At 54.3% G+C, this 15,554-nt stretch carries 18 protein-coding genes; 9 read left to right on the forward strand and 9 right to left on the reverse strand.

The window, feature by feature from the left end; all coding sequences use genetic code 11:
* On the forward strand, positions 1-193 hold a 193-nt coding region (locus GS632_RS22030; protein ID WP_216601851.1), incomplete at its 5' end, for a hypothetical protein.
* A gap of 14 nt (positions 194-207) precedes the next feature.
* Here GS632_RS22030 and GS632_RS18130 read toward each other — a convergent pair.
* Entirely contained in the window at positions 208-1,110 is a 903-nt protein-coding gene (locus tag GS632_RS18130) for a LysR substrate-binding domain-containing protein (protein ID WP_171180517.1), read from the reverse strand.
* Between the two features lie 180 nt (positions 1,111-1,290).
* Here GS632_RS18130 and ugpB point away from each other — a divergent pair, with 180 nt between their 5' ends.
* The 6 genes from ugpB to GS632_RS18160 all read left to right on the forward strand — a co-directional run bounded on the left by ugpB (position 1,291) and on the right by GS632_RS18160 (position 6,963).
* Positions 1,291-2,601 carry a sn-glycerol-3-phosphate ABC transporter substrate-binding protein UgpB gene (gene ugpB, locus GS632_RS18135; protein ID WP_171180519.1) on the forward strand — a complete coding sequence of 437 codons (1,311 nt, stop codon included), beginning with the start codon at positions 1,291-1,293 and terminating at the stop codon, positions 2,599-2,601.
* A 61-nt stretch (positions 2,602-2,662) separates the two neighbouring features.
* On the forward strand, positions 2,663-3,544 hold the full coding sequence (gene ugpA / locus GS632_RS18140; protein ID WP_155150415.1) for a sn-glycerol-3-phosphate ABC transporter permease UgpA: 882 nt from the start codon (positions 2,663-2,665) through the stop codon (positions 3,542-3,544).
* A 20-nt stretch (positions 3,545-3,564) separates the two neighbouring features.
* A complete protein-coding gene (ugpE, locus tag GS632_RS18145) occupies positions 3,565-4,401 on the forward strand; it encodes a sn-glycerol-3-phosphate ABC transporter permease UgpE (protein WP_170353922.1) in 837 nt (278 codons plus the stop codon).
* A gap of 3 nt (positions 4,402-4,404) precedes the next feature.
* Positions 4,405-5,460 carry a sn-glycerol-3-phosphate ABC transporter ATP-binding protein UgpC gene (ugpC, locus tag GS632_RS18150; RefSeq protein WP_171238751.1) on the forward strand — a complete coding sequence of 352 codons (1,056 nt, stop codon included), beginning with the start codon at positions 4,405-4,407 and terminating at the stop codon, positions 5,458-5,460.
* A complete protein-coding gene (locus GS632_RS18155; RefSeq protein WP_171180523.1) occupies positions 5,460-6,407 on the forward strand; it encodes a glycerophosphodiester phosphodiesterase family protein in 948 nt (315 codons plus the stop codon). The genes ugpC and GS632_RS18155 overlap by 1 nt, the downstream gene beginning before the upstream one ends.
* 106 nt (positions 6,408-6,513) lie before the next feature.
* Entirely contained in the window at positions 6,514-6,963 is a 450-nt protein-coding gene (locus GS632_RS18160) for an NUDIX hydrolase (RefSeq protein WP_171238749.1), read from the forward strand.
* A gap of 147 nt (positions 6,964-7,110) precedes the next feature.
* Here the strand turns inward: GS632_RS18160 and GS632_RS18165 are convergent, their stop codons facing one another.
* Complete coding sequence (locus tag GS632_RS18165; protein WP_171180525.1) at positions 7,111-7,773, reverse strand: histidine phosphatase family protein; 663 nt, start codon at positions 7,771-7,773, stop codon at positions 7,111-7,113.
* A gap of 421 nt (positions 7,774-8,194) precedes the next feature.
* On the opposite strand from GS632_RS18165, the gene GS632_RS18170 reads away from it, so the two are divergent.
* Positions 8,195-8,491: a hypothetical protein gene (locus GS632_RS18170; RefSeq protein ID WP_171180527.1), complete on the forward strand. Its 297-nt coding sequence runs from the start codon at positions 8,195-8,197 to the stop codon at positions 8,489-8,491.
* A gap of 45 nt (positions 8,492-8,536) precedes the next feature.
* Positions 8,537-9,283: a sulfite exporter TauE/SafE family protein gene (locus GS632_RS18175; RefSeq protein ID WP_371809148.1), complete on the forward strand. Its 747-nt coding sequence runs from the start codon at positions 8,537-8,539 to the stop codon at positions 9,281-9,283.
* A gap of 391 nt (positions 9,284-9,674) precedes the next feature.
* On the opposite strand, the gene GS632_RS18180 is transcribed toward GS632_RS18175, so the two are convergent.
* From GS632_RS18180 to GS632_RS18210, 7 genes are read right to left on the reverse strand one after another with little or no spacing between them, the layout of a single operon-like run.
* Positions 9,675-10,343: a fumarate hydratase C-terminal domain-containing protein gene (locus GS632_RS18180; RefSeq protein ID WP_171180529.1), complete on the reverse strand. Its 669-nt coding sequence runs from the start codon at positions 10,341-10,343 to the stop codon at positions 9,675-9,677.
* The gene (locus tag GS632_RS18185) at positions 10,340-11,296 is read right to left on the reverse strand and encodes a fumarate hydratase (protein WP_171180531.1); all 957 of its coding nucleotides are present in this window, start codon (positions 11,294-11,296) and stop codon (positions 10,340-10,342) included. Before GS632_RS18185 ends, GS632_RS18180 begins: the two co-directional genes overlap by 4 nt.
* Complete coding sequence (locus tag GS632_RS18190; RefSeq protein WP_171722236.1) at positions 11,293-13,050, reverse strand: L-aspartate oxidase; 1,758 nt, start codon at positions 13,048-13,050, stop codon at positions 11,293-11,295. Before GS632_RS18190 ends, GS632_RS18185 begins: the two co-directional genes overlap by 4 nt.
* A 1-nt stretch (position 13,051) precedes the next feature.
* Positions 13,052-13,405: a succinate dehydrogenase gene (locus tag GS632_RS18195; protein ID WP_171209831.1), complete on the reverse strand. Its 354-nt coding sequence runs from the start codon at positions 13,403-13,405 to the stop codon at positions 13,052-13,054.
* A complete protein-coding gene (locus GS632_RS18200; RefSeq protein ID WP_171238747.1) occupies positions 13,402-13,749 on the reverse strand; it encodes a succinate dehydrogenase in 348 nt (115 codons plus the stop codon). Before GS632_RS18200 ends, GS632_RS18195 begins: the two co-directional genes overlap by 4 nt.
* Complete coding sequence (locus GS632_RS18205; protein ID WP_171180539.1) at positions 13,749-14,462, reverse strand: succinate dehydrogenase/fumarate reductase iron-sulfur subunit; 714 nt, start codon at positions 14,460-14,462, stop codon at positions 13,749-13,751. The genes GS632_RS18200 and GS632_RS18205 overlap by 1 nt, the downstream gene beginning before the upstream one ends.
* Positions 14,459-15,493 (reverse strand): zinc-binding dehydrogenase, encoded by a 1,035-nt coding sequence (locus GS632_RS18210; protein ID WP_171621414.1) that lies wholly within the window; start codon positions 15,491-15,493, stop codon positions 14,459-14,461. The genes GS632_RS18205 and GS632_RS18210 overlap by 4 nt, the downstream gene beginning before the upstream one ends.
* Positions 15,494-15,554 lie beyond the last annotated feature (61 nt).

The following is a 15,554-nucleotide window of genomic DNA, read 5'->3' on the forward strand; positions in this document are numbered from 1 at the left end:
AATCCTCCGCTACGCAATCAACCTAGTCTGTTCCATGGGTGCTGATGGCGGACAATCTGTGTTTCCCCGCTTTTGCCTATTAGGGCAAGGTCGATCTCCTGGGTTATTCCAAATGCTCAAGCATTGGCTTCAAGTTATGAAGATAGAAAAAGTACGGCTTGCTGACAGCGAACATTGGCGTTTTCCGCCATAAAATCAGTGATTTAGTTAGCTTGCCTTGAACGGGGCTAGGCTCTCTTGAAACTGTTCGATGAACTCTAGCGTCACCAGTGACGGTTGCTTCAAAATCGGACGCACAAGGGAAAGCGTATGTGACAAGAGCGGTTTGAACGGTCGGTAGCTCAATCCGTTGTCTGCATATTGGACGGCATCCAACTCGCTGACCACGGAAATCCCAACACCTTTTACAGCCAATTCACAAGCTGCCGTAAACTGCCTGACTTCGATGTGGGAGTTGAGTTTGACGTTGGCGCTTTGAAACGCTTTTGAAAGTTTTCCAAAAAAGTCGCTGTCGCGCCTTGTGTGAATAATCTTGGCATTCGCAAGATCCGTAGGTGACACCTCGGAGAGTTCTTCCAATTCATGTCCGGTAGGAAACACGCAAACTGTACGGACATCGATGTCTCTGCTTTCGACGGCCGGATGCCCGTTAAAGCTGTCTGTGATTCCGAAATCATATTGCTCACCGATCATCCACTCGAGAATGCGTTCTGGTCTGTCAGGCTCGATCGTCATGGTCACACCTGGCCGATTTTGTAAAAAGGTGGCGATGACGTTGGGAAGGTGACTGGTGGCGAACCCGGGCAAACATGCGATTCGGATGTGTCCCGCTTTGCGTTGGGTTATGTCCTGACTAACGTCCGAGATCTGCTTCATCAATTCCAAAACGCGCTCTACGCTGGGTTGCAGATAACGCACCTCCTGCGAAGGAACTAAGCGACCTTCGCGGCGATCAAAAAGTTGAAAGCCAAGCGATTTTTCCAGATCAGAAAGCAGTCGGCTGACCGCAGGCTGGCTTATCCCAAGATCCTTAGCTGCAGCAGTGACCGACCCGTTTGAGGAAACTGCCATGAGCGCTTCCAATTGGCGGATTCTAAAAGTTTGACTCATGCTTTGAACCTGGTTCGTTGTTTGCTTAGTAATTTCATAACGTAGTGTTATGTTTTTTTCAAAAATTTAATGCTTGAATTATAGATTTGTAACGTTAACGTCGTGAAATCGTCATGTGTGCTGATTACGCGTTGCGGTCGGTATTCAACGAAGCATCAACACTGATGCATGGGAGGAATCATGAATAAGCAATTTCTCGGCGCTCTCGCCGTAACTACTGCGTTGTCCCCCGTGGCGGCGATGGCGCAAACTGAAGTTCAGTTCTGGCACGCTTTCACCGGTCGATTGGGTGAGCTTGTTAAAGCGCAAGTTGATGAGTTCAACGCCAGCCAGGATGAGTTCGTCGTGGTCGAAAGCCACAAAGGCAATTACTCGGAAACTCTGAACGCAGGTATTGCGGCTTTCCGCGCCGGCGAGCAACCCCACATTCTGATGGTTTTCGAAGTGGGTACGGCAACGATGATGTCGGCCGAAGGTGCGATCAAACCCGTCTATGAAGTGATGGCTGAAAGCGGTGCGTCGTTTGATCCTGACGCGTACATTGGCGCTGTCAAAGGTTACTACACTACAACGGACGGTGAAATGCTCTCTCTGCCTTTCAACTCGTCCACACCGGTTCTGTGGGTCAATCGCGATGCCTTCGAAGCGGCGGGTGTTGATCCGGACACAGATCTATCGACTTGGGAAAAGGTTGGCGACGTACTTGAGCAGCTTAAGGCTGGCGGCGAGGACTGCCCGCTGGTGACCGCATGGCAAAGCTGGATTCACCTCGAGAACCTGTCGGCCTATCACGACGTTCCGTTCGCATCGCAGGACAACGGTTTTGCCGGTCTGGATACCGAACTGATGCTGAACGGTCCAGCGCAGGTTGCACACCTGACAGCAATGGGTGACTGGGCCAAGGATGGCAAGTTCATCTACACCGGGCGCAGAAACGAAGGTGGTGCAAATTTCCGGGCCGGTGAATGCGCGTTGTTCACGGAAAGCTCGGCCGGTTACGCCGGTATCAGCTCTGAAGCTGAGTTTGAGTTCGACGTAAGGCCGCTGCCCTATTGGGAAGCAGTCACCAGTGAGCCGCAGAATACCATTATCGGCGGTGCATCCCTTTGGGTTATGGAAGGCCATGATCCCGAGGAATACAAGGGCGTTGGAGAGTTCCTAAGCTTCCTTTCCTCGTCGGACGTTCAGGCTGCTTGGCACCAAAATACCGGTTATCTTCCAATCACGGCCGAAGCGGGTGAAGCTACTCGTGCTGCAGGTTTTTATGATGAAAACCCGGGCACCGACATCGCGGTAATCCAGATGACTGCGAAGGAACCAACCGCAAACTCGAAAGGTCTGCGTCTGGGCTCGTTCGACCAAATTCGCGGCATCATCGACGAAGAGCTTGAGGCCGTCTGGTCCGGTGAAAAGACCGCTCAGGAAGCGATGGATAGCGCAAAAGAGCGCGGTGACGCACTGCTGCGCCGGTTCGAATCCGCCAATCAATAAGTCGTAAACTGATGCGGGCCTATTAAGGGCCCGCATTTTCTTTCTTCGGTGGATTATCAAGATGGAAAAACGCGTCACCTTCCGCGGCTGGCTTTTGCCATTGGCGCTGATCGCCCCTCAGGTCATCATTTCCGCCGTTTTCTTCTTTTACCCCGCAGGCCAGGCCGTTTGGCAGTCTCTGTTCATACCTGATCCCTTTGGGTTGTCGTCCCAATTCGTCGGGCTCGGCAACTTTGAGTTCCTTCTGAGCGACAAGTTCTACCGCGCCTCTTTTGTGACAACAGCGGTGTTTTCAACGCTCGTAACGCTGTGTTCAATGATCCCGGCCTTGTTTCTGGCGGTCATCGCAGATCGTCTAATCAAGGGATCGGGCGTCTACCGGACATTGCTGATTTGGCCCTACGCCGTCGCCCCCGCCGTGGCTGGTGTACTGTGGCTGTTCATGTTCAACACGCGCGTTGGTGTCGTGTCTTGGTACCTCGGCCAGCTTGGCTATGACTGGAACCACGTTCTGAACGGCACCGAGGCCATGGGGTTGGTGGTTGTAGCATCGGCTTGGGGGCGCATCAGTTATAACTTCCTGTTTTTTTTCGCAGCTCTGCAATCGGTTCCGCGGTCGGTGATCGAGGCTGCCGCGATCGACGGAGCGCGCTTCTGGCGCCGGTTCTTCACAATTGTACTGCCGCTGCTATCTCCGACGGCGTTTTTCCTGCTGGTGGTGAATGTCGTTTACGCTTTCTTTGAAACCTTTGGCGTTATCCACACCATCACAGGCGGAGGCCCACAACAGGCGACGACCATTCTGGTCTACAAGGTCTTCTCAGACGGCTTCGTCGGGCAGGATCTAGGTTCATCCTCGGCGCAGTCAGTCATTCTACTAATCGTGGTCGGCCTATTGACCGTCATCCAGTTCAAATATGTGGAAAAAAGGGTGCACTACTGATGGCCGCCCAACAACACGGTATGGTCGAAAAACGCGGGATGGGGATCTGGTTGACCCATGCGCTAATGATACTTGGCGTTCTGATCATCTTCTTTCCGATCTGGCTGGCATTTGTGGCCTCGACCGTTACCCAGCCGGAAATCGTGTCACCGCCGATGCCGTTGGTTCCGGGTGATCAGTTCTGGGAAAACTACAAGGCTGCATTGTTTTCTGGCGTGAATGTGCCTGTCGCCACGATGTTGTTCAACAGCCTCGTGATGGCCATTGGTATTGCGGTGGGTAAGATCATCATTTCATTGCTGTCAGCCTTTGCGATTGTCTATTTTCGATTTCCCGGTCGAACGACGTTCTTTTGGCTAATTTTCCTGACGCTGATGCTACCGGTCGAGGTTCGCATTGTTCCAACTTTTGAAGTTGTCGCCGGGTTCGGCATGCTCAACAGCTACTATGGGTTGATCTTCCCACTTATCGCCTCGGCCACGGCAACGTTCCTGTTCCGGCAATTCTTTCTGACAATTCCAGATGAACTGGCCGAAGCAGCTCGAGTCGACGGTGCCCGCCCGATGCGGTTTTTCATTGATATCGTTGTGCCCATGAGCAGGACCAATATCGCGGCGCTGTTCGTGATCCTGTTCATCTATGGCTGGAACCAATACCTTTGGCCGCTGCTCATCACCACCGACCCTGAAATGAACACCATTGTGATGGGCATCAAACAGATGTTCCCGTCCGGCGATGATGTGGCCGAGTGGCCGGTCATCATGGCTACATCAATTCTAGCAATGATCCCACCGGTCATAGTGGTGGTATCGATGCAAAAGCTCTTTGTCCGCGGCCTTGTCGATAGCGAGAAGTAAGAAATGGCAACAGTAACCCTAGAGAACGTCAAAAAGAGCTTTGGCCCAACGGACGTCATCCACGGCATCGATATCGATATTGCTGATGGTGAGTTCATCGTGATCGTCGGACCCTCGGGCTGCGGCAAGTCCACGCTGTTGCGGATGGTTGCGGGTCTAGAAACCGTGACCGATGGCGAAATCCGAATTGGAGAAGAACGAGCCAACGACAAAGAGCCGATGGATCGCGACATCGCGATGGTGTTCCAGAACTATGCACTCTATCCACACATGTCTGTGCGCCAGAATATGGGGTACGGCCTAAAGATCGCCGGTCTGCCCAAGAGCCAGATCGACGAGAAGGTGACTGAGGCTGCCAAGCTGTTGCAACTGGAACCCTTACTGGATCGCAAACCAAGACAACTTTCCGGCGGCCAGCGTCAGAGGGTGGCAATGGGTCGGGCTATTGTCCGCGAACCAGCAGTATTCCTGTTTGATGAACCGCTGTCGAACCTAGACGCTAAACTGCGTGTTCAGATGCGTCTGGAAATTCGTGAGCTTCAGGAGAAGCTGGGCATCACCTCGCTTTACGTAACCCACGATCAGGTCGAGGCGATGACGATGGCAGACAGGATGATCGTCATGAACGGCGGTATCGCCGAACAGATTGGAACTCCGCTGGAGGTGTACGAAACACCGAGAACATTGTTCGCGGCACAGTTCATTGGCAGCCCGGCGATGAATGTGTTTGATGCCCGGCGTGAGAACGGGACAGTCAAGATCGGTGAAATAGAAGTTGGCCCATCTGCGGGTCCCGATAACGCGTTGAAGCTGGGGATCCGCCCAGAGCACCTGTTGTTGGATGATAGTGGTCCGCTAGAAGCGGCGATCCAGATGGCGGAACCGTTAGGGGCCAACACTCTGTTACACGGTCAACTCGCGAGAGGCGGCGGAGCGATCACCATAAGCCTTCCGGGAGTTCATCCGATCGAGGACCGACATCCGAATATGCGGTTTTCGGTCGCCTCTGAGCACATGCATCTGTTTGACCAATCAACCGGGGAAAGGCTGGAAAGCTAATGGGGTTTCCGCAGGTCGAAGCATTTCGTGGTGGAAACAACCTGATCCGTGTTGTGGGACATCGAGGAGCAAGAGGCGTTTTGCCTGAAAACAGCATGATTGGTTTTGATTTCTCGCTGTCCATCGGCGTACCGCTTCTTGAATTTGATGTCGTTCTAACAGCTGATGACGTTCCGGTCATAACCCACAATCATCGTCTGCACGCATCTGGCTTTCGCGACACCAATGGCCTGTTTCTGACCGGTGAAGAGCCGAAAGTCTCATCTCTGACTTTCGAGCAAATCCAACAATTCGATATTGGACGGTTAGACGGGCATTCTGACTATGGCCAACGTTTCCCGGATCAGGCGCAACTGGACGGCGTTCGTGTTCCAAGGCTGATAGACTTGCTCGATTTGGTAGCCGAAGCAAAATACGGCGATGCCTATCTGATGCTCGAACTGAAATCGGATCCTGACCTGGCTCACGATGCGATTTTTCGAGAGAACTTTGTTGGGCGAGTTCTTCAGGAGGTTCGCGCCAAAGGTCTATCTACGCGCGCGGTTTTACACAGTTTTGACTGGAACCTTTTGGAAGAATGCCAGCGGCAGGCTCCGGACATGCCGTCTTCTTACCTTACGCAGCTTCCGGAAAACGAGGACGAAGTGGGCGAAGATTCCTCGAAAGCGGTTTGCCCAGACTTTCGCGGTCGCTGCGACGAAATCCCATTTTTGGTCAAGCAAGCCGGTGGTTCGCTTTGGTGCCCATATTATGCGGATGTGACAGCAGAAAATGTGGCCCTTGCAAAAGAGCTGGGCTTATGTGTCGCCGTTTGGACTGTCAATGAGCACGAAGAAATAAGCAGGATGATCGACCTGCGCGTGGATGCAATTGTATCTGACTACCCTGGGCGGGTTCAAAGGCATCTGTCGGATTTGGGCATGGGGTGGCATATCGACAACCAGTGAATTCTGCGTCGCTAATTGGTGACGTTTTTTTGTGTTTCTACCAGTCACAATCGGAAAGGATCGGTCACATCATCACTTCAACCTGCTGTGGAGGGCGAGAAGCATAGTGGCTCAGCGTACTAAACAAGTTGCAGCATTGCCTCTGCAGTTGTTCGTCGACCGCCTCAAGGTACTCCTTATCACGTCGCGTGACACAGGGCGCTGGATCATGCCCAAGGGCTGGCCGATGGTCGGCGAGCAAGACTGGCGCGCGGCAGAAATTGAAGCGTTGGAGGAGGCTGGGGTGGAAGGTACAATTTCCCGCAAGCCGATCGGTGAGTTTGAGTACGCTAAGATTTTTAACGACGGTACCAGTGTCCTAGTGAAGGCCACCGTCTACCCGCTCTACGTCGATAAGGTGAAGCGCCGTTGGAAGGAAAGGCACGAAAGAAAAAGGCACTGGTTTTCACCGAAAGGAGCTGCGAAAGCACTCAAACAGCCAGAGCTGGAAGACTTGCTCTTAGACCTAAAAGACGACCCTAAAAAGAACAAATCAATTCGCGAATTGCTACCTTGAACCGATGCGTTGCAGTTTTTCCAGACTTAGGTCGATAGCTACTTTGCTCTGAAAAAACGGCTTAACCCTTTCATTCAGAAGTTGTTTTCTAGGCTTATAGCCAGCGGAAATCCTATATCATGGGATTAAGTGCCAAACTTCGACACCTCAGTGCTGCACGAAGGTTGATTGTCCGCATCGCAACTCGATGAAACCATCTTGAGGTTCATTCAATTCAAAAACTTCTTCTGGGGACAAGTTCAAGTAGATCCCTCGAAACACGCGCAGGGTTAAGCCGTGGCCAACAACTATGACAGCCCCCTCAAACGACTTGCCGGAATACCAAGCAAAAACCCGGTTATGTACGTCAGCATAGGATTCTCCGCCCGGCACAGGATAGTTCCAACGGTCAGAACTGCGCGCGTCCCATTCCAGGGGAAACCGCCTTATGATCTCGTTTTCCGTCAAGCCCTCCCATTGTCCAAAACTGCATTCCACCAAACGATTCTCATATTCGATGGTTTCTGGTGGCAGGCCAAGCTCTTCAAGGACGATGGAAGCCGTTTGTGCCGCTCGACCAAGTGGGCTTGAAATTACCGTCAGAGGGTGACGGCTGGATAGGCGGTGCCCCAGTCTTTTTGCACTCGCCAATGCCTGAGCGACCCCTCGCTTAGTCAAGAGCGAGTTCTGCCGACCTTGACGTCGTTTCTGCAAATTCCATTCGGTTTCACCATGGCGAAGCAAGAAAATAGTGGGGCTGAGTTTTTGGTTCAAAACGTATCTAAGCCATCCTGCACTGAAGCAAACCGAATTACCTGATTTCTCTTCCACGTAGTGCGCAGTTTAAACGGATGCCCCAGAATTCGATAGAGGCTTCGGATTTGTGCGGTTAAGTCTAGGGCGATAGAAAAAGTGGTCATACAACCTTCGCGCCAAGTGCTTTGTCGCTTCACTTGGACTGCTTTGGGCTCAGAGCAGCCGTTTTCTGGGCTCTGTTCGAGTTACCCCTACGCGGACTTTCTCTACATTCGTTTTTCGTGCCTTGCTGACGCAGCATTTGTTCGCGGCTGCGGCACACGTGCTGATGCAACGCAGCGCTTGTCGTCAATCCGGTCATTCACGAGTGTTGTTCTAGTTGGAACTGAGACTGAGCTTTCTCCGAACCGTGTTTAGAATCGAAAGACGACGACAATACGGACTTTTTTTCGCCAATGGGAATTGCGTGGCCATGGGAAGCGTTCAGATCAAAATCATGTTCGTTATTGACCGCTACAGCAACACTAAGATCGCGATTTGGCACCGAGGCAAATTGGCTGAGTGCGCTGTACGGAATCAGCCCGAACAAAATGAACTACAAGGGGAAGCGTTTGAAAATCACCCAAAGTTTGGGGCTACCGGCCAGCTTCGGTGGGAGGATGAAGATTCTGAGAGAAATACGGGGTGTCAAGAATTTTTGTCGGTTGCAACGAAAACCGCAATCGCCGTCGATTGGGCTTGGAATTGGTTGCGAAAGCGCGCAAAATTGTTGGGCTTCTTCGTAGTCAAGTAAGACTACGTATTATCTCGCTGGGCGTTGAATTTAAGGACATTGCAATTGCCAACCGAGCTCTATGTTTACCTGCTTATGGGGGCGGCAGCTGGTGGGCTCATCAACGGATTGGCGGGATTCGGCACAGCTCTTTTTGCACTTGGCTTCTGGCTAAATGTCATGCCGCCGGTTCAGGCGGTTTCAGTGGTTGTTGTGATGTCCGTCGCCAGCGGTTTGCAAGGCGTTTGGTTGGTACGAAGGTCCATTGCAAATCAGCCAAGGCGCCTCGCGCGCTTCCTGCTGCCCGCTCTTCCAGGGATACCGATGGGCGTAGCCGCTCTTTCGTACATTCCGGTGGAGACACTTAAGATGATCATCGCAGGTTTCATGCTGCTCTATGGCGGATTTTTCACTTTCCGCACCACGTTGCCAAAACTCGAACGCCCCGCACCAATAATCGAATGCATCGTCGGATTCTTTGGTGGCTTACTTGGAGGTGCCGCATCGTTGTCGGGCGCATTGCCGACGATGTGGTGCGCCATGTGTCCTTGGCCTAAGGCTGAAACCCGTGCTGTGCTTCAGCCTTTTAACGTGGCTGTCTTGGCGCTCGCGTGTATCATGTTTGCGGTCAACGGAGCCTATTCGTGGGATACGCTGATACTCATCGGCTTAGCGCTTCCTGTTACTATTGTCTTTGCCCAGATCGGGATCTCGCTGTTCAAGCGGCTGGACGATGATCAATTTCGTCGCTTGATCATCGCAATGATGTTTCTGTCGGGCATTATACTGATGCTGCGCGCGCTGATTACTTAATTCGAGGTGCCTTAAGGAAAAGTGTTCGCGCGAATGTGAGAAATTGCGGGTACTCTGGACATCGCGGAATACTCTGACTGTACTTCACTTGCCAGTTGCCTGAAGGCCAGCGCCCTAAGTGAGATCACCGGTTCCTAACGCCGCACAAAGCATCACCAATCTACGACCAAAAATAGAGAAGCTCGGCAATCCAGAACTCTGGATGAACTCTTGCTCTTCCAATGCCTCGAAATGCGGTTGCAGCACCGCTGTCTCTATTTCCAAGGATTAACCCGTGTCAGCCACGGACATCGGTCGATCTGACTTCACCAATGTCTCCAGGATAAACAATGGTATGAGGCACTCCGATTCCCGTGCGACTTCATCTTTATGCGCATCGATAGGCATACCTTCAAATGACCTCATCCGTGCGGTCGTCACTTTCGCCATAGCGTTTAAGGGTTGCAGGCCTGGTGCCCTCGTAGACCCGTGCTACGTTCTTAGCGATTTTGGCGTTTTCCCGTTCAAAAAGACAGTCACCGTACATGTCGGAGGCGACGATGAAGGGGCCCATGCGGTTGCATTTGAGAACCCACATCGCCTGCGCGAGGCCGAGTTCCTCGTTCCAGTGCACAGCCTCGACATTCTCAACGCCGCGCCCAAGAAGCGCACCCGTGCCGTATCCGACGGTCGACAGGTAGACTGCGCCATTAGGCACGAAGTATTCCTTGTAGTCCTTCGATGTCATGCCGCCCTTGCCGACGATTAACTTTGCCCCGGTCTTGGCCATCCATTCAGGCAACCATTTGGCAAAGCGGAAAGATGCCGTCGCCGTCACAGCGCCCATGTCAAAAGACCCATCCGGGTTGATTCGAGCGGCGGGTGAGCAGTGGAAGTTGGCGGCGGATTGGGAGGGCAACTCCATCGGGATATTCGCCTTTTCCTCTAGAGCGCGCATATAGACGCCTTCTCGAGCTGTGTACATCAGGCCATCAAGGTAGACGACATCGCCCAGGCGCAGATCTGCGATCTCTTCGTCGGCGGGGGTGGTGGACAGGATGATTTCACGCGGTGCGCTCATTCTGCTGCCTCCCGCATAGGTTCCCAGTCAATGGTTTCACGACGCTGATAGTCGGTGAACCAGTCTGGGTCCGTGCGATGTTCGACTTGCCCGTCCGCGTGGATGCGGGCGACGGCGCGGCGCGAGCTTAGACAGAACGCATGCACCGACATGGGCATTCCGCCCGTGTGGCAATACCCAACTTCGATATTACAATCGATTACCATGTTCTTGCCGACAAACCCCATGGCACCCATGCCGATAGAGTTGCCAAGTTCTTTGAATTCATCCTCCATCTTGGCGATTTCTGGATCGCTGTTACGCGATCCGACGATCCGCAACGTCGAGGCGCGTTTGCCCAGTGTCATGCAGATATCCTTGGATCCCCCCAACCCGATGCCGATGATGGCAGGCTGGCAGGCAAGGCCGCGTTTGCCGAAAGCCATAAGGCTGTCGAGGTAGAAACGCTTGATCCCCTGAATACCATCAGACGGGAACAGCATCCGGTAATCCGAACCAAAAAGCCCGCCCTTGTGGACGGTGATCAGATCTACCCATGCGCCCTCGGGCTCATAGCCATATTCGATCTCCGGCGCGCCGATGCCCACGTTGTTGTTGTGATCCGTCCGCCACAATGGATGCACTCGGTTCGGTCGTAGCGGAACACCGTTGGTGGCATTCGCCGTTGCGCGGCGCAGAGCGGCTTCAAGTGCGACCATACCGCCTTCAACCTGCGCTTCGTTGCCCATCTTGACGAACCAGCGCGGCACGCCAGTATCACCGCACATCGCGCGTCGGTCTTCCTTGGCGGCCTCGTAATTTTCCAGCATCGCCTTGAGAACAAACGACGACAGATCGCCGTCTTCTGTCCTAGCGGCCTCTTGCAAGCCATCGAGGTAGTCTTGCGGGATTTCAATAGCGGCCTTGTCCATCAGGGTTTCGGCGGTGGATTGGATCAGGTTTATGGGTATCATTGTGCTGCAACCAATGTTTCAGGCGCACCTTCGGGCAAGACAGTCTCGCCCGGACGCACGATGGTGAATTGAACGGGTTCATTGTTCACGGCCACCCTGCCGTTTTGCAGTGTTGCGACAGTAAATGCGCTGTCTTCCATCGCACCAGGCTCTGGATAGTCTTCACGGAAATGCGCCCCGCGGGAGTTTTCACGAGCAATCCCGGCTTTGGCAATGACCTCGGATACATCGCACAGTGAACGTAGATTTAGCCAGTCATGCCAAGTCAGGTTAAACGCTAGATTACTGTCCTCAACACCTACATCCATCAAGGCCTCAGAGACGCTTGCTATCCCTTTCAACCCGCGCTTCATGCCAGCCTCGGTGCGCATGACACCCACGTCGTCCCACATGATATTCTGCAACTGCTTTCGCAGCGGTAGGACAAGATCCGGCTTGCGGCTCAGCGGATAGATGGCGCGCTCGAACTCTGCCGCCAGCACATCTTCGTCTGGGTCACGCAGGCTCATGCCTGCCACATCGCGCCCCATCGTGTCGCCTGCGATACCGCCATAGACGGTGGAATTGGCCACACCATTCCCGCCTAAGCGGTTGGACCCATGGGCGCCGCCGGCGTCCTCGCCGGCGACATAAAGACCCTCCAACTCCGTGCGCGTGTCGACATCGACGACGACGCCGCCCATGAAGTAATGCGCCGTTGGCACAACTTCGACCTTACCGGCGGCCAGATCGAAGCCGCTGTCAGCGCAGCGGTTGACCATGCCTTTAAACTTCTTACGCACGTTATCCGGCCCAAGATGTGCCATTGAGATGAAGACGCCCTCTTGTTCGGGATTGTTGTTCTTGCGCATCTCGGCATAGATACCCCTACTGACCACATCACGGGTGGCACGTTCGCCTCTGTCGTCATAATCGAACATGAACCGCTGACCAGTGTGGCTGATGAGCTGTCCACCAGCGCCGCGCAGGCCTTCTTCCAGAACGGTGCCGGTCATGCGGGTATGATCCCCGGCAAGCAGCCCTGTTGGGTGAAACTGCACCATTTCCATGTCCCGCAAAGTTAGCCCCGCACGCAAAGCCATGGCCAGACCATCCATGGTCTTGTCACCGGATGGAGTGTGGTATTTGTACATGGTCGGCCCGCCGCCCGTGCCCATCATCACCGTTTTGGCACGCACCAGACGGAACTTGCCAGTCCGCATGTCGATCATCAGAACGCCCGCCAGCGCACGGCTGTCTTTGGTCGGGATTAGACCCACCGCGCGGTGTTCTTGCAGTTTCTCAACACCGGAGGCGAGGACCTTTTCCATCAACCGATTGATGATCTCGATCCCCGTCAGATCACCCTTGTGAACCGTCCGGTCCGCCGTTTGCCCGGCAAATGCCTTTTGGTGTAGCGACCCGTCCGCGTTGCGGTCAAAGAAACACCCGACCTCGTTTTCCAGCTCGCGAATGCGGATCACGGCCTGCTCACACAAGCGCCACGCCATGTCCTGATTGGGCAGCCATTTGCCGCCATTGATCGTGTCCATGAAGTGCCGTTCAACCGTATCGCCGCCCCCAAGGGCCACGTTGTACCCGCCCTGAACCATTCGAGTGCAGCCGCATTTTCCGATCAAGCCTTTCACCGCGATGGTGATTTTCGCCCCCTCTGGTGCTGTCTGCTGGGCGTGAAGTGCAGCGAACAAGCCAGCGCCTCCGGTGCCGAGGATAAGAATGTCGGTGTCGTGGCGTTCAATGTCAGAAACTTTCATGTCAAATCGCTTTCATGAAAAAGAGAATCGCAATGCAAAAAGATCCCGCCGTTGCACCTGCCGCTAGTGTCTTTTGGGGTGCGCTCCACGGCAGCCATTCCATCGCTATCAGACGCAAACCGCCAAACATGTGAATAGCCAGAAGGAAAACGAGACCAAACTCTGCGATCTTCACCGCGGCCGCTTCGGTGAGATGAAGGAAGCCGTCCAGCCTAACGGGGTCTGTCATCGCCATGGCCAGCACCCAGAAGTGTAGGGGCAGGAACAAGGCCAGCGCGAGCCCGGACAGGCGGTGCAGGATATAGGCAAGCCACAGGGGATGCGCGCGGGATGTGATGCCTTTTGCCGCCTTCATACGCCCACTCCTTGCGAAAAGGTCACCGCCCAAACGGCGCGCGCGCCAAGCGCTAACAAACCCAGTCCAACAAGCCACATGAACCCTTCCAACGCAGCGCCTTTCAATCCGCCCCATTCCAACGCGATAGCACGCAAGCCAATGGCGCCATGGATGGAAACCGCGACTACGAAGATGCCATAGAACAGAAACCAGAGCACAGACCCTTGGGTACGCTCCAAGATCTCAGCAGCACTCAACCCACCCTGAATGGCATAGATCATCACCGCCAGATGCCCGACCACAAAGGGGGCCATCAGCAGCGCGCTTAGCCGTTGAAACATGTAAAGCCGCAAACTCAGCATCAGCGCCCCCTCTTGAAGAAGTTTTTTGCGGTTTCTCGTTTCAGCCCCGCGATAGCTGACATCGGGTTCAGCTCATTCGGACAATACATCGTGCATGACCCCATCGAGTGACAGTTGTGACATCCACCACTGCCGGAAACAGCATCCAAAATCGCGACGCGCCCTTCGTCCTTCGCATCGTTCAGGAGGGTCCAGGCCCGCTGTAAAGCAGCCGGACCGAGGTAGTCGGGGTTGCTCGCCACTGTGTCACAAGCGGCGTAACACACAGAACAATTGATGCATTCAATTCCGGCATTCGCTTCGACCCTCGTGGCGCTTGTCTCATGCACCGGGGCAATCTCGTCATCTCGTGTGAGAGCGCCGTGATGCACACCTTCGGCGGCAACCCATTTGTCAAAAAACGGATCCATATCAACGGCCAGATCCTTGATGACGGGCAAGTTGCGCAACGGTCCGATCATCACCGCATTGCCATCAACAACCTTGGAGATGTGTGTGCGACAAGTCCAGCGCGGGACACCGTTGACCATCATCGCACAGCTGCCGCACATGCCGACACGACAGGCAAACCGATAACTCAAGGTCGGGTCCGCGTTTTGCTGCACCCAGGACACTACATCCAATACAGTCTGGTTCTCATAGGCGGGCACATCGAAAGTTTCGACGCGGTCTGCATCGCGCTGAATGGTGACTTTCAGAACCTCTGCCGTCATTTGGAGAAATCCGTAATCACTGCTGTTCCGGGACGCGTCGGGCCCTTCATCGAGCGCAATTCAGCACTTGCCCCAGATAGGGTGACTTCGCGATCCAACATGGGGGTAAGATCCACGTCGCCCCGTTCGATCATCTCCAACAAAGACGGGTATTTCCATGCAGGCATGCCGCGGGTCCCGAAAAAGGCCAATTGTTTGGAATAGATGGCACGCATGTTAACCTCCATTATGCCATCACCGGCGGGCATGCCCACATGCACGTGCCGACCAAGGGTGGCGAGACATTCAACAGATGCGTTCGTCGTCTGCGCGATGCCAAGCGCCTCAAGTGAGACCTGCGCACCGCCCTTGGTGATCTCGCGGATGGCGTCGGGAACATCCTCGGTCGCTGCGTTCACGGTTGCATCTGCGCCCAGCGTCAGCGCATGATCCAGCTTTTCCTGAACGACATCGACGACAACAACCCGCGCCCCCAGCATTTTGGCCAGAAGCAAAGCCGACAGGCCAATGCCGCCCGTGCCATGTACGGCGACCCATTCACCTGCCCGCACATTAGCGCGATCAGTCAATGCGTGCCACGCGGTTGTGACCCGACAGCCAAGACCAGCGGCCAGCGCGTCTGGCATTGTTTCAGGCAAGTGAACTAGGTTGTGGTCAAACGGAACGGCAACAAATTCTGCGTAGGCGCCCGGCGCGCCAAAACCGGGGACAATAGCACTTTCACAGGTGTTCGAGTGACCCGTCTGACACGCCAGGCAATCACCACAGCCCAAAATGAACGGGGCGATCAGTTTGTCGCCGATCTTGTGTTTGGCCTGCGCGCCTGCCTCGACCACTGTTCCGCAGTATTCATGCCCTAGGATTGAACCACTGGTGACTTTGGGATGACTGCCCACCCATCCATGAAAATCAGAACGACACACCCCGCAGGCAGCCACTTCGAGAACAACGCCGTTCTCGGGGCAGCTTGGGTCCTCTACCGTTTCAATGGAAAGATCTTCATTGAAGTCTCTGACAACAGCGGCGCGCATCGTTCATTCCCTTATTTGTTGAGCCAAGCTCTGTGCAGCTCCGTCCCCTCGGGACGCGGTG

This window comes from Ruegeria sp. HKCCD7296 (assembly GCF_013110775.1).
Taxonomy (GTDB): domain Bacteria; phylum Pseudomonadota; class Alphaproteobacteria; order Rhodobacterales; family Rhodobacteraceae; genus Ruegeria.

What these genes read in the sequence shown, in the direction of transcription:
- ugpE (WP_170353922.1), top strand. Translation starts at nt 3,565, where the DNA reads ATGGTCGAAAAACGCGGGATGGGGATCTGGTTGACCCATGCGCTAATG.
- GS632_RS18185 (WP_171180531.1), bottom strand. Translation starts at nt 11,296, where the DNA reads ATGATACCCATAAACCTGATCCAATCCACCGCCGAAACCCTGATGGAC.
- ugpA (WP_155150415.1), top strand. Translation starts at nt 2,663, where the DNA reads ATGGAAAAACGCGTCACCTTCCGCGGCTGGCTTTTGCCATTGGCGCTG.
- GS632_RS18180 (WP_171180529.1), bottom strand. Translation starts at nt 10,343, where the DNA reads ATGAGCGCACCGCGTGAAATCATCCTGTCCACCACCCCCGCCGACGAA.
- GS632_RS18190 (WP_171722236.1), bottom strand. Translation starts at nt 13,050, where the DNA reads ATGAAAGTTTCTGACATTGAACGCCACGACACCGACATTCTTATCCTC.
- ugpC (WP_171238751.1), top strand. Translation starts at nt 4,405, where the DNA reads ATGGCAACAGTAACCCTAGAGAACGTCAAAAAGAGCTTTGGCCCAACG.
- GS632_RS18130 (WP_171180517.1), bottom strand. Translation starts at nt 1,110, where the DNA reads ATGAGTCAAACTTTTAGAATCCGCCAATTGGAAGCGCTCATGGCAGTT.
- GS632_RS18210 (WP_171621414.1), bottom strand. Translation starts at nt 15,493, where the DNA reads ATGCGCGCCGCTGTTGTCAGAGACTTCAATGAAGATCTTTCCATTGAA.
- GS632_RS18195 (WP_171209831.1), bottom strand. Translation starts at nt 13,405, where the DNA reads ATGAAGGCGGCAAAAGGCATCACATCCCGCGCGCATCCCCTGTGGCTT.
- ugpB (WP_171180519.1), top strand. Translation starts at nt 1,291, where the DNA reads ATGAATAAGCAATTTCTCGGCGCTCTCGCCGTAACTACTGCGTTGTCC.
- GS632_RS18170 (WP_171180527.1), top strand. Translation starts at nt 8,195, where the DNA reads ATGTTCGTTATTGACCGCTACAGCAACACTAAGATCGCGATTTGGCAC.
- GS632_RS18205 (WP_171180539.1), bottom strand. Translation starts at nt 14,462, where the DNA reads ATGACGGCAGAGGTTCTGAAAGTCACCATTCAGCGCGATGCAGACCGC.
- GS632_RS18200 (WP_171238747.1), bottom strand. Translation starts at nt 13,749, where the DNA reads ATGCTGAGTTTGCGGCTTTACATGTTTCAACGGCTAAGCGCGCTGCTG.
- GS632_RS18155 (WP_171180523.1), top strand. Translation starts at nt 5,460, where the DNA reads ATGGGGTTTCCGCAGGTCGAAGCATTTCGTGGTGGAAACAACCTGATC.